The sequence below is a fragment of the Massilimicrobiota sp. SW1139 genome (assembly GCF_012027715.1).
In the GTDB taxonomy this organism is placed as follows: Bacteria; Bacillota_I; Bacilli_A; order Erysipelotrichales; family Coprobacillaceae; genus Allocoprobacillus; species Allocoprobacillus merdigallinarum.
Genome location: NZ_SJOR01000004.1, coordinates 97,110 through 110,651 on the forward strand (window position 1 = coordinate 97,110; position 13,542 = coordinate 110,651).

General features: G+C 28.9%; 11 protein-coding genes. All 11 read left to right on the top strand.

Annotated features, from left to right (window positions below):
* The first annotated feature begins 70 nt into the window (after positions 1-70).
* Positions 71-535 carry a hypothetical protein gene (locus tag E0K96_RS03885; RefSeq protein ID WP_168081330.1) on the top strand — a complete coding sequence of 155 codons (465 nt, stop codon included), beginning with the start codon at positions 71-73 and terminating at the stop codon, positions 533-535.
* 67 nt (positions 536-602) lie between these two features.
* Positions 603-2,549 carry a zincin-like metallopeptidase domain-containing protein gene (locus tag E0K96_RS03890; protein WP_168081332.1) on the top strand — a complete coding sequence of 649 codons (1,947 nt, stop codon included), beginning with the start codon at positions 603-605 and terminating at the stop codon, positions 2,547-2,549.
* 1,288 nt (positions 2,550-3,837) lie between these two features.
* The gene (locus E0K96_RS03895) at positions 3,838-4,230 is read left to right on the top strand and encodes a hypothetical protein (RefSeq protein WP_168081334.1); all 393 of its coding nucleotides are present in this window, start codon (positions 3,838-3,840) and stop codon (positions 4,228-4,230) included.
* Positions 4,230-4,433, top strand: a complete 204-nt coding sequence (locus tag E0K96_RS03900; RefSeq protein WP_168081336.1) for a hypothetical protein — start codon at positions 4,230-4,232, stop codon at positions 4,431-4,433. Before E0K96_RS03895 ends, E0K96_RS03900 begins: the two co-directional genes overlap by 1 nt.
* A gap of 173 nt (positions 4,434-4,606) precedes the next feature.
* Entirely contained in the window at positions 4,607-4,969 is a 363-nt protein-coding gene (locus E0K96_RS03905) for a helix-turn-helix domain-containing protein (protein ID WP_168081338.1), read from the top strand.
* Positions 4,959-5,627: an ImmA/IrrE family metallo-endopeptidase gene (locus E0K96_RS03910; protein WP_168081340.1), complete on the top strand. Its 669-nt coding sequence runs from the start codon at positions 4,959-4,961 to the stop codon at positions 5,625-5,627. The genes E0K96_RS03905 and E0K96_RS03910 overlap by 11 nt, the downstream gene beginning before the upstream one ends.
* Positions 5,628-5,924: 297 nt before the next feature.
* Complete coding sequence (locus E0K96_RS03915) at positions 5,925-6,899, top strand: caspase family protein (protein ID WP_168081342.1); 975 nt, start codon at positions 5,925-5,927, stop codon at positions 6,897-6,899.
* A 13-nt stretch (positions 6,900-6,912) separates the two neighbouring features.
* A complete protein-coding gene (locus E0K96_RS03920; RefSeq protein ID WP_168081344.1) occupies positions 6,913-7,323 on the top strand; it encodes a TIR domain-containing protein in 411 nt (136 codons plus the stop codon).
* Between the two features lie 553 nt (positions 7,324-7,876).
* The gene (locus E0K96_RS03925) at positions 7,877-8,863 is read left to right on the top strand and encodes a virulence RhuM family protein (RefSeq protein ID WP_168081346.1); all 987 of its coding nucleotides are present in this window, start codon (positions 7,877-7,879) and stop codon (positions 8,861-8,863) included.
* 1,157 nt (positions 8,864-10,020) lie between these two features.
* Complete coding sequence (locus E0K96_RS03930; RefSeq protein ID WP_168081348.1) at positions 10,021-11,064, top strand: AbiH family protein; 1,044 nt, start codon at positions 10,021-10,023, stop codon at positions 11,062-11,064.
* A 553-nt stretch (positions 11,065-11,617) separates the two neighbouring features.
* A complete protein-coding gene (locus tag E0K96_RS03935; RefSeq protein WP_168081350.1) occupies positions 11,618-13,531 on the top strand; it encodes an ATP-dependent nuclease in 1,914 nt (637 codons plus the stop codon).
* The last annotated feature ends 11 nt before the right edge of the window (positions 13,532-13,542 follow it).

Below are 13,542 nucleotides of genomic sequence, written 5' to 3' on the forward strand. Positions count from 1 at the left end.
AAAAGTATATTGAACGCTATACCTATATCATCTAATATGATGGTAAATTAAAAAGAAAGAAGGAAAAAACGTGATTGACTTATCATATATGACGGCTGTTATGGATTTACTGGATATCAAGGATGTACAGGTATATTTTGATAAAAAGAAGATGCCATATCCTTATTGTTATGAGATAGAATCCATAGCATCGGTATTTCCAAAGGAGAAGATGATTTTCTTAGACTATATTCTTCTTGATGATTATATGGAATTCTATAAATTATTTACAATGTGTGCGTATGAAGTGAAAGCATATAGGTTGAATATCTCTATCACAGATGCATCTACATACTGTAATGCATTTGTTTTTCATATGTTGAATGTTGTATTTAATTATCGTATGGATATTGATATTGATGATAGCTTTATGAAGAAGCTTATTGAAATCACTGAATTATACCCAGCTGAAAAAATAAAGGAAATGCTGGATGAATATGCATTTGAAATGGAAGATGATGAACCTGAATCAGAAGAAGAATGTCTATTACATTAATATATATGATTCTATTAAACGATGAAGAGCTTGACTGCTCTTTTTTATTTTAAGGGGGTTATTGATTGTGAACAAAAGCAGAACAAGAGAGGAACTTAAAAGTATATTTCTAGATGCATTGAAAGAACCTCAGAGTATATGGCATAGAGGATGGAAGATTCTCAAACATGAAAGAAATACAAGTGGTGTGGAGTATAAAGGTATCAATCAAATCTACCTATCCCTCATCACCAGCATGAAGCATTACAGTGATAATAGGTGGTTTACATTCAATCAAGTTAGAAGTATGTCAACTAAAGAAAAACCAGTTCACATTAGAAGGGGTGAACATGGCTATCCAGTTGAAAAATGGCTTTTACAAATTCATCAGAAAGATATGGATAAGGAAGCATATGAATCATTGCTTAAGACAGCGAATGATATCATCGGTAGACCATTAAGAAACAGTAAGGGAAGATACAACAGTACATTTGAATTTCATGAAGCCGAAAGAATCATTGAAATGTCCGACATTTCTAAGAGCCAGTTTGACATCATTTTTAGAAACTACATTGTGTTCAATGCATCGCAGATAGAGGGTATCGACCCTGTCATACTCAACACTTTAGATTTTAGTGACTTTCAATCAGCAAAGCAGGTCATAGAAAACTACATGAAGAAAGAGAATATCAAGATTATCCATAGCGCTGAAGGAGAGGCTTATTATAGTCCATTGAAAAATGTCATTGTGATGCCAAATGCTGATACATTCAATAGTGAGGAAGAATATCTATCAACACTGGCTCATGAGTGTTGTCATTCTACAGGTCATCCTAAAAGGCTATATAGGGAAATCATTAATACAACTAAAGACATCAACTATGCAATTGAAGAACTGAGGGCTGAACTATCCTCAGTTTTTCTATGCAATGAACTAGGAATTGCGATATCGGATGAACATATAGAAAATCATAAAGCTTATATCCAATCATGGATTCGTGCAATCGAAAGTGATGATGGTGAAAGAATACTCAGCAGTGTCTTTAAAGATGTCTATGAAATTGTCGATTATGTAAAAGAACGAGGTGGATATGAATCCATCATCAGTAAAAATCAAAAACAAATTCATCTAAAGGAAAACATAGAAAGAGGAGGAAATCAAATGGATGATAATAAAAGAAAAGACGAGCTATTAAGATACTTATCATTGAAATATGATGGGAGATTCATCGATATATATAATGCAGTATTAGCTAAGGAAAGAATAGATGAATCATTAAAGCAGGAACTGTTTCAGAAAGCACAGGACTTTCAATATGTTAGCATGTTTTCTGAAGAGTATCCTGAATGTCTGAAGAAGATAGACAACCCACCTGTATGTCTATATTATAAAGGTGATATATCCATGCTGGATAAAAATGTAAGAACATTTCAGATAGTCAATCTTGATAATGAAACACGTACTTTCAATGTCATTGATATGGAAAATGGCGACTTATTTGTAGCCTATGAAAGCTATCGTAAGGCAGTGGAGCTTAACCATATGATGGATGAAAAGCGTGAACACGTTAAATCAATGGTTATGGAATATAATAAAAAGAACGCTCAATATGAACTTCTTCACAGTAAATCAATGCTTGATTGTTGCAATGAATTTGACGTTTATAAGCATGAAGTGGAAATCAATAAAGCATTGGAAAGACTGATGCCATATAATGATGTGCCATGTGATGTTATTATTAATTATAAGGATTTAAAACATAAAGACACTATAAAAGAAGTCATGACAATAGGTGATTTCTTCAATGATAGAATCCAATGTTTTGATTTTAAGAATGGGGTAGACTTTAAGCTTGATAAGGATAATGATGAATTCATTGTGATATGTTATGGAAATGCATATGAAAAAGATGGAAGATACCATCATAAGGAAGTGGATGTTAGATTAAAAATTAAGGATGAACATAAGAGTTTCAATAAGATATTTAAGAAGAAAAGTCAATCTAAAAAAGCAGGGATAAAGTTGAGAAGGTAATAAATTTATTGGGAAATTGATTAACATTATATATCTTAAAACTATACATGTATATGAACGATTATTGATTTATTGGATGGATAACCAGTAGCTTATTTTTTAATAATAAAATAAAAAATGTTGAAATTATGTACCATATGTTATACTATATAGGTAGAATATTGATTGAATCTATATGAATGAAAATGGAACACTTACCTTTGCAAATAGTATCTAATTTTTATGGAACGAACAATGGAACGAATTTGAGGAAAGGTGAGTATAATGAAGTGGTTTTGAAGTAAAACTAACGTTTTTATGTGGTTATGTAGTTGTAAAATTCGATAAAATCGAATGGTATAATAGAGTTCGAATAGTGTATAAAATGTAAGAAAGTCCGTATTTTATGGGCTTTTTTTAATGCTCTTGACTAAAAAATGACTAAAAAATAAAAGAGATATACTTGATTTAACAAAAAATAAGCAAAATATATGCGATAAAAATAATTGTGGATTTATCAAAGTGAGTATTCCACTCACATAGGGTTCATCTGCAATTTTACGTTTTTTGTTTTAAAACAAATGAAAACTACTGATTAATACTGAAGCTGCGGTATTATAAAATAATAATATATGCTTCTTTACGGATGAATCTTACATAGAGCCACTTCGTCCGGAATTGGGAGCCACACAATCCGATAATGCGAGCCAATGTTTAAAAATACATTAACCCGTAAATAGAGTCACCTCTTGGTGTGAGATTATTTTATAGGACAGACTCCTACATCTTGCATAGTCAGGAGGTGTTTTTATACAACAAAAAGCCAACGACAAATTGCTTTATCGTTGAATCAATTCTTTTTGAATCGCATTGTTAAGCGTTACGATATTAAAGAAATTACTATTCCTTAGTCTAGAGATGATATGGTTAGTAATATTACCAACACTTCCTACTATAGTTGCTTTAATTTTTTAGTTTCTAACAAAAATCTACGATACTGTGCAGCCCAATGGTCTTCAGAAGGATGGTATCAGAAGTTAGGGGAAGGACCAGTAGCAGATGCCATTTTATACCGTGTCCTTAACAGTTCATACATAATTTTACTGTAAGTTAAATCCAAGAGAGAAGAATGCTCAAAAATCAAATAAAAAATGAGTCAGTGCTGAAAAGTTACTGGCTCTCATTTATGGATAAGATGGCTCTCGCCACTGGAATGATAGGTGGCTCCTTTAATGGAAAGCATGGCTCCGTCACACCGGAAAATTCAGTCAAAGCGTAATAATTCGATTTTCTAAAGAGGGTAAAATTTATGGAAGATTATAATAAACAGTTTAAAAGAATTAGTAGTTATGTAAAGAATACCAAAAGCTCTCTTATTAATTTAGAAGGATATTTAAGGTTTGAAGTTTATGGCTTAATTTTGGATTTTGATTGTATTTCGAGAGATTTTCTTCAATGTCATCCTAATATTTTTCTAAACACTATATATGCAATTAAAAATGTAACGAAGGAATTAGTATACAATCGGACACATACAAAAGAGAAAAAAACATATATGAAGTTTTTAAGAAAACATATTCAAAACAAATATCTTAAGGACGAATATAAAAAAGAATTTGACCTCTTTTTTAGATCTGTTTGTAGGTATAATTTAAAACCATTGGATAAAGCAAAAATATATATTTTTTTTCAGATTTTCTAATGGAAAATTTCGAAGAAAAAGAAACTTATAATATTTTATTTAATTTAATAGAAGATGTTTCGGATTACTTAAATGTAAAGCTTTATGAATTTTTATTTTCAGAAAAAATAAAGATATTAAAAAAATTATTTATTAAAGCTACGCGCAGTTCTGAATTATCCACTTGTTTGGTTCAAGCCATGTGTTCAGTTTATGTGAGTTAAAAAACTTTGATAGAAAACACATTTTGTATTATTTAGTTGCAAAATCTTGATTGATAGATATGAATCAAGATTTTTGTTTAACATAATAAACAAGTATAATAACCATTGACACAGCGTTGCTAAACATGTATAATTTTATTGTACATGAAATAAAGTTAAAGTAGGAGGATATTATGGCAAATAAGGATTTTAGTTTTGCAATTAAGCGAATACGTAATAACAATGGATTAACTATGCAAGAGATTGCTGATCAATTAGGTGTAACAAAGGGCGCTGTAAGTATGTGGGAAAATAAGGGGATAGTTCCACGAGATGATATTTTAATGAAAATATCACAAATGTATAATGTGTCGATTGATAAACTTTTAGGTAATCGAATCGAAGGTGAAATAGAACCTGTAAATAAAAAACTTTCATATATTCAGCGTGGTTTGGAGCAACTTGATGATAAGCAAATCGATAAGGCTGAAAAAATGCTAAAAGTTGTTTTTGAAGATATTTTTGAAGATGATGAGGGGGAAGAAGATGATTTGTAATAATGATGTAAAACCTGATTTTAAAAAAGCAATCGAGAAGACTAATGATGTTTTGGTTTCTTCTAATGTAATCAATACTTTCCCTTTTTCGATTAAAAAAGTGATTAAAGAAAAGACAAATATTGTGTGCCGAAGTTATTTAAAAGCTGGAATGTATGGTATAGATATGAATGTTTTCGGATCATCAGATGCAATTTATCATGATTTAGATGGAAAAGGAATTATTTTCTATAATGATGAAATTACTTCTAAAGAGAGGCAACGATTTAGTTTAAATCATGAATTAGGACATGTTTTGATGAAACATGATTTGAACAATAAAAGGATGTATGATAAATATGAAATAGAGACAAATTTTTTTGCGGCTCAGATGTTAATGCCTGAACAAATAATTAATGAATTGATAAAAAGAGGAAAACAAATTACTGTTGATAATCTAATGTCATGGTTTAAAGTATCTAGGGTAGCTGCTCAAAAAAGATTAGATACACTCCGAAAGATAGATTTTAGCAATAGATCATTAAATGAAAAAATTATAGATGAAAGTATTTTATTAAAATATAAATTGTTTATTGATTTAATTGCACCTAAAAGGGCTGATTATTATGATCCATATATGGAGGAAGAATTACAAAGTGAACGAGATTCATGGTATTAGTATGGAGCTTTGCTTTAAGGGGGTGGTGCAAAATGAGTGTAAATAAAAAACACATTACAAAGTTACTGCCAATAACTTAAAATGTGTTTTGAGATTCAAATATGCTATTTGCATAATGATTTCTTATTAAGAATAGCATTTTTAAATTGTTAGGTCAATTAATCTAATTATCAAAAGAAAAATTTTGATTATTTTTTGGAAAAATTGATCAAAAAATATTTCTATTTACCAAAATTAAACTATTTTTGATTTTAGGAATAGAGTGAAAGTATGTATAACAGAAAGGAGAGAATATATATGGGAGAACGAAAAGCACTTGTAGTAGGGATAGATGATTATCCTTCTTGTCCATTACATGGTTGTTGCAATGATGCTGAAGCAATAAAAGATCTTTTGAGCAATCATGAAAATGGAAATCCTAATTTTTCTGTTTGGAAGAAGAATAATGTCATGACGAAAGGCGAATTAAGAAAATTAATTGAAAAATGTTTTGAGGGAGATGCTGATGTTGCTTTATTTTATTATTCAGGACATGGACACATTGATTCAGTAGGTGGTTATCTAGTAACACCTGATTTTTCCAAATATGACTATGGAGTATCTTTACAAGATATATTAACAATTGCAAATAATTCAAAATGTAAGGAGCGAATTATCATTCTAGATAGTTGTTATTCTGGATTTATGGGGAGTATTAATACAAATGGGCAAAATACGGCGGTCATCAATGAGGGAGTTACTATTATGACCGCAAGTCGAAATAATCAACCTTCTATGGAAGTTAACGGACATGGAGTATTTACAACTTTATTAATAGAAGCGTTAAAAGGTGGTGCGGCTGATGTTACAGGTCATATCTCAATTGCTGGTGTATATGCATTTATTGATAAAGCATTAGGTCCTTGGGAACAAAGACCAATATTTAAAACTAATGTAACTAGATTTACATCATTAAGAGAAGTAAAACCTCAAGTTGATATTTCTATTCTCCGTAAAATAAGTACGTATTTTGAAACAGAAGATTTTAAATTTAATTTAGATCCATCATTTGAACCAACTAATAGAATAGAAGAAATTCACAACATAATAGAACCATATGCTGATACAGAACACACTTCTATATTTGCTGATCTGCAAAAACTAGAAGGTATAGGTTTAGTTGTTCCTGTTGGTGAAGAACATATGTATTTTGCCGCAATGAACTCAAAATCGTGTGAATTAACAGCGGTAGGAAAACAATATTGGCGATTAGTAAAAGAAGGTAGAATATAAGGAGGAAAGTAAAATGTCAAGTTTAAGAAATTATCATATTTTGATTAGTCATTCATGGGATTACAATTCTGATTATGAAACCATAAAAGGATGGTTAAATGATGCGAAATATTTTATGTGGTCAAATTATTCTGTACCACTTTCAAATCCACTTGATGTGAATAGTAAGAAGGAACTTAAGAATAAGCTAAGAACTAGAATAGAAAAGTGTAGTTGTATTATTATTCTCTCAGGAATGTATGTTTCATATAGTGAATGGATTGATTATGAAATTGATGTAGCAATTGAGTTAGAAAAGCCTATTATCGGTGTGAAACCTAGAGGGCAAGAAAGAATCCCAAGTAAAGTTAGTGAGAATGCTAATGTTATGGTTGGATGGAATTCAAATAGTGTTGTTCAAGCTGTAAGAGATTATGCGTTATAAAATGCAGTGCTATATCTGGGTATCCTTGAATGGATACCTTTTTTATATGTAATGGATTTTTTGTTAATCAAAAATGAAATCATATTAATTTTGAATGAGAGAGTTTAATGTATATGTATAAAAATAACTTTTATATTCAATAAAACATACACAGACAATGTAAAAAGAGATTACTTAGATGTAATTTAGGAATTAGAATTTTTAAATAAGTATTGATCTAAAAATGACCCTACTGTATTTTGTAATTTAAGTTTTATAACGAATTTGTGAACTTAGAGAAATAGAACTTATATCTTAATTTAAAAAGATTAATAAATTTATATGAATTCATGGAGTTCGAATAACCTTTATAAATAATTATATTTTCGAAGAATGTGTTAGCACTTTTTTTATTTTCTAAAATCGATAGAAATTTAATTTGAAGAACAATTTTTGATTTATAAAAAGAGGATGAAAAACTTAAATTAAAATAAAAGCAAATGATAGTTAATTCACTTTATGATATAATGTTTAAATAAGAGACTAAATATAATATACCAGGAGAAATATAACAATGGTTAATAATTCAAAAATGATTATTTATACAACAGAAGATGATTTGGTGAAAATAGAAACAACTTTTAATGATGAAACAGTTTGGTTATCGTTAGATCAAATGTCATCATTATTTCAGAGGGATAAATCCACTATATCTAGACATATTAAAAATATTTATAAAGAGGGAGAACTAGTTCGTGAGGCAACTGTTGCAAATTTTGCAACAGTTCAAAATGAAGGTGATAGGCAAGTAGAAAGAAATATAGAATATTATAATCTAGATGTAATTATCTCTGTTGGCTATCGTGTAAAATCAAAACGAGGAGTTCAATTTAGAATATGGGCAACTAATCTTATTAAAGAATATATGAAAAAAGGTTTTGTGCTTGATGATGATCGTTTAAAAGAATTAGGCGGTGGAGGATACTTTAAAGAGTTGCTTGAAAGAATCCGAGATATTCGAGCATCTGAAAAAGTATTTTATAGACAGATACTTGAAATATATGCTACAAGTATTGATTATGATCCAGCAGCTGATGTTTCTATCCAATTCTTTAAAAAAGTACAAAATAAGATTCATTATGCTATTCATGGTGAGACTGCAGCTGAAGTTATTTATCATAGAGCAGATGCTGAAAAGGAATTTATGGGTTTAACTACTTTTGCAGGTAATCAACCAACACTAAGAGAAGCAAAAATTGCAAAGAATTATCTCAATGAAAAAGAGTTAAAGGCAATGGGACAACTTGTGTCAGGATATCTTGATTTTGCAGAAAGACAAGCACAGCGTGAACAAGTGATGACAATGGAAGACTGGGTCAAACACCTAGATAATATTCTAACAGTTACTGGAGAACAATTATTAGTTGGTAATGGTTCGGTTTCTCACCAACAAGCTATGGAAAAAGCTGAAACAGAGTATAAAAAATATAAAGCAAGAACATTAAGTGATGTAGAAAGAGATTATTTAGATGCAATAAAGGAGTTAGAAAATTTGAAGTAACTTCATCTATTACTATGTTTGAAATTTAGTCTAGTGTCAAAAAATCAATGATTCCTAGTTAAAACTATTATTGTAAAAATAGACTTGAACTATGAATTAAAATAATCAATTTTTGTGATTGTTAATGAATTCCTTTTTACTTTGAAGGTAAATCATTTATTAATCTATTTCCAAAAATAATATTTTCATTTTTGAAAAATTTTATGGTTGATTTTAATATTGAAAATTATGGACTTTATTTAAATGTGTATAATATGCATTAATGATGAGATGTTCAACCTCAAGGCATCCTATGATGACGAGTGACGGGTTTGAATCGTCAGTAAAATAGAAAATGGCTCAAGGACGCAAGTTAGAGGAATCTATAACAGGTTCCTCTTATTTCTTGCCGAAACTCAAAAATAGAAAGCTCTATTCGTAGATTTATTAACATATCTTCCTCTGGGAAAAGAAATCGTTCCAAGAGTATTGACAAGAGTTCGAATGTGTTTGTTTTTTGAATGATAAGATTATTTTCTTTAGTTAAATAAAAAGAAGACTTTAGCAATTTGTTCTGTACAAGAGATAAAAAGATATTATATCCTATGAAACTACAAATTGAGGAAGTTAGATTCTCAAAATATAAGGATAAAAATATAAGGATAAAAGATGTAGGAATCATAGAATGAAAATTTAGAAAAGCATTTATGAAATTGTGAGATTATGATAGATTAGTTGACATAGAAATCCTCAGTAATTTGTGTTTTACAACTAAAAATTATAAAGGATTTCTTTTTTATGTCATATTCCCAACTATTTTACACTATCGCGAATGTTTAAATTATGTGACAATATATAGCATTATATGATATATTATTTATAATGAATGGTGAATATTTACTTTTGGACTGTTTTTGATTCATCTTTTTATTAGAAAATATTAATAAAGCTGTCATATGTCTTGCACTTTAACAGATAATTGAATTGCTAATATTGCGGTGTTTCTTTTATTTAAAATGCAAAAAGTATTATAAGAGAAAAATTTTTTATCTAATTGTTCGAAGGCACAAAATTAATTGAAATTTTACCTAAGGAAGATATAGTGACTGACATTTATAATTTTTATGATATTTAATGATTTAATTAGTTTGCATTGGGATAAGTGAGGAGGAAAAGTAATGAATATCACGTATTTAATAGGAAATGGATTTGATATTAGTATAGGTTTAAAAACCAAATATTCTGATTTTTATCCATATTATATTAAAAATTCGCGTGATGATAGTTTGATAAAATCATGGATGAAAAAAGATCAAAAAAATAATCAACTGTATGATAAATGGTCTGATTTGGAAGAAACATTGGGAAAATATACTAAATTTTTAAATAAAGGACAAGAACAAAAGTATACTGAAGATTATTTAGAGTTGATACAGCTACTAATAAATTATTTAAAAGAGCAAATAAATCATATTGATTATAAAAAACACAGCGCGGAAATATTTAAAGAAATGCAAAAATCATTAGAATCTTATTTAGAATTAGGATCTAATGCTGATAAACAGTTAATCGGCGAAAAAATTTATCAATATCAAAATCAACCATATATTTTTAATTTTATTGTATTTAATTATACAATGATTTTAGGTCGATTAATTGAAATATGTAATGAAACTTCTTCAATTATATCAAAGCATACTTTCCAAAGAAATAGTTATAACGAATCAATAGGACATATAGTTCATGTTCATGGTACTTTGGATAATGGATTGATTCTAGGTGTAAATGATTTAAGTCAAATATATAGTGATGATTTAAAAAACAGTGATTATTCAAGCTTAATGATAAAAAAGGAAATGAACGCTACTGCAGGAAATGGCAATGATTTGAGAGCACGACAACTTATTAATAACAGTTTAATAATTGTTACTTACGGGTTATCTATAGGATTTACAGATAAAGATTGGTGGGTATATATAATCAATTGGTTAAAACAAAGTAATAATAGGATTTTGATAATTCATTGGTATGAGCCAGATAGTATTAATGAATCAATTCCACAAACGAAGTTTTTAAAAAGGAGACAGATTATTGCTAGAATTAAAGAGGTAACAGAAATGGGAGATGTAATAGATAAATTAAATGAAAGGATTATTATCTATTTTAATAAGAATATTTTCAATTTTAATTTATTATCAAATGATAAAATATGTATTGCATAAAATATTTATCAATTAATATTTTATGTTTTAATATAATTGTATTGTTCTTAAGACATAATATGATGATTTTTAAAATTATTTTTGATGGATAATTTATCATAACAAGTTCAACATAATATAAAAACTCGATGAACGCTGCTGTATCTACCAATTTAAAAATTCAGGTATTAGCATAAGAAATATCGCAAAAGCCCTGAATTGTTCACCGAAACAGTTTAATATATACTATAGATTGAGTGAAATAAATGGATACGAACCATATTTTATTGTAGAAACAGACAACGAAATTTTTATGATTGATATAAAAATAAATAGCGATTTTAAGAGTGAGCATGTTATATAAAAAGTAAAAAATAGCTAAAGAATATTGTAAGGCTGTATTATAATGGAATGCATGGAGTGATGGCAATCTTTGGACATATATTTTGATTTCACATGATGAGATATGATTGAATTCTGCTTTTAACACTTGGTTGAGAATAGAGCCCGGTATGAGTAAATAGAAATATTAATCATATCTCATTTGGAAGATTATGAAAAAAGGAGGGAATGTATGATTGTTTCAAAATTGGAACTTTACAATTTTAGACAGTTTAAGTCAGAAGATGATTCACCCGGTTTATCAATATGTTTTCATAAAGGATTAAATGCACTAATTGGAGAAAATGATGCAGGTAAAACAGCAATTATAGATGCTCTTAAACTTATCCTTCTTACTCAAAGTAACGAATACATTCGTCCGATGGATGAAGATTTTTATGTGGATGAAAATGGAAATGCGGTAAATGAATTTCAAATCAAGTGTTTACTTGATGATTTTTCTCAAAATGAAGCAAAAAATTTTATCGAATATTTATGTTTTAAGAAATGTGGAGAGATAATAAAGTATTCCTTGAATTTATTTTATCGTGCTTGGAAAGACAAGAATAGAATATATTCTGAATTACGCGTTGGTTCTATTGAAGATGGTCTTGTTTTAGATGGAAAAGCAAGAGAATTACTCAAGGCTGTATACTTAAAACCTCTTAGGGATGCTGAGCGAGAAATGAGTGCTGGGAGGAATTCAAGATTTGCCCAAATATTATCTGGACATTCGCTGTTTATCAACAAAGAAGAGCATAAACTTATGGAAATTCTTTCAAAGGCTAATCAAGATATAGAAAATTATTTTACTAAAGATGAAGGAAAAGTTGTTTTAGATACCATTAGAAATAATTTATCTGCTTTTAATGTTGCAGAAACATCGTCGGAAGCGCAAGTGAAAGTTACTGATATTCACTTAAAGAAAATATTAGAGAGCCTATCTTTAAGAGTTTCAGAGGTGAATCCAGGATTGGGAGAATTAAATCTACTATTTATTGCAGCAGAATTGTTGCTGTTAAGTTCTGATTCGGTTGGTGGATTAAGACTTGCTTTAATAGAAGAACTAGAAGCACACCTACATCCACAAGCACAACTTAGGCTAATAGATTATTTACAAAAAGAATATGATCATACGGGCACACAAATTATTATATCGACACATAGTACAATTTTGGCTTCAAAAATAAATCTAAAAAATGTCATTTTACTAAAGAATAAAGCTGCCTATGATATGGCGTATGAAAATACAGGATTAGAAAAAGGAGACTATTTATTTTTACAACGATTTTTAGACGCAACAAAAGCAAATCTATTTTTTGCAAGAGGAATACTAATGGTTGAAGGTGATGCCGAGAATCTATTACTTCCTATTTTAGCTGATCTTATAGATTGTCCACTTGAAAAATATGGTGTTTCTATAGTTAATGTTGGAAGTACAGCTTTTTTAAGATATTCTAAAATTTTTATAAGAAATGATGGTGATAAAATAGACATACCCGTATCAGTGCTTACAGATTGTGATATTGAGCCTACTTATAAAAATGATGATAGCAATAAGATTTTTGATGAAAGAATACAAGAAACTAAAGAAGCTGTTTTAAAAAAAGAGAATAAATATACAATGGGATCAGTTAAAGGCTTTGTTTCACCTAGATGGACGTTGGAGTATTGCTTAGCGTTGAGTTGTCTTCAAAAATTATTCCATAAAGCAATCCGCTGTGGGAAAAAAATAAAAAATAGTGATAAATATATACTTACAAAAGATAAAATGGATGAAATAGAAAGTGAAATTAAAGAAGATTGCGAGAAATGGAAGGATTTATCTGATTCTGAAAAAGCATATAAGATATATAAGCTGATGTTAGATGATTCTGGAAAAAGCAATCTAAAAGCTATTGTTGCACAATGTTTAGCTGCATTGATAAAGATAAATATTTCTATACTACCTGAAGGAATTACAGAATTAGATATGTTTGACCTTGATCTATATCAATACAAGATTGATGAGTCTAAGAAGCAGAAATTTAAAAATGGAGTTATGACTGATCCTTATCTTAAATACTTGATTGAAGCTATAAAATATTCAGTTAACATTGAAATTTAAAGAAGGGAATG

Excerpts from the sequence above, each read along its gene's own strand:
- E0K96_RS03930 (WP_168081348.1), top strand. The coding sequence starts at position 10,021 with ATGAATATCACGTATTTAATAGGAAATGGATTTGATATTAGTATAGGT.
- E0K96_RS03925 (WP_168081346.1), top strand. The coding sequence starts at position 7,877 with ATGGTTAATAATTCAAAAATGATTATTTATACAACAGAAGATGATTTG.
- E0K96_RS03920 (WP_168081344.1), top strand. The coding sequence starts at position 6,913 with ATGTCAAGTTTAAGAAATTATCATATTTTGATTAGTCATTCATGGGAT.
- E0K96_RS03935 (WP_168081350.1), top strand. The coding sequence starts at position 11,618 with ATGATTGTTTCAAAATTGGAACTTTACAATTTTAGACAGTTTAAGTCA.
- E0K96_RS03895 (WP_168081334.1), top strand. The coding sequence starts at position 3,838 with ATGGAAGATTATAATAAACAGTTTAAAAGAATTAGTAGTTATGTAAAG.
- E0K96_RS03905 (WP_168081338.1), top strand. The coding sequence starts at position 4,607 with ATGGCAAATAAGGATTTTAGTTTTGCAATTAAGCGAATACGTAATAAC.
- E0K96_RS03900 (WP_168081336.1), top strand. The coding sequence starts at position 4,230 with ATGGAAAATTTCGAAGAAAAAGAAACTTATAATATTTTATTTAATTTA.
- E0K96_RS03910 (WP_168081340.1), top strand. The coding sequence starts at position 4,959 with ATGATTTGTAATAATGATGTAAAACCTGATTTTAAAAAAGCAATCGAG.
- E0K96_RS03915 (WP_168081342.1), top strand. The coding sequence starts at position 5,925 with ATGGGAGAACGAAAAGCACTTGTAGTAGGGATAGATGATTATCCTTCT.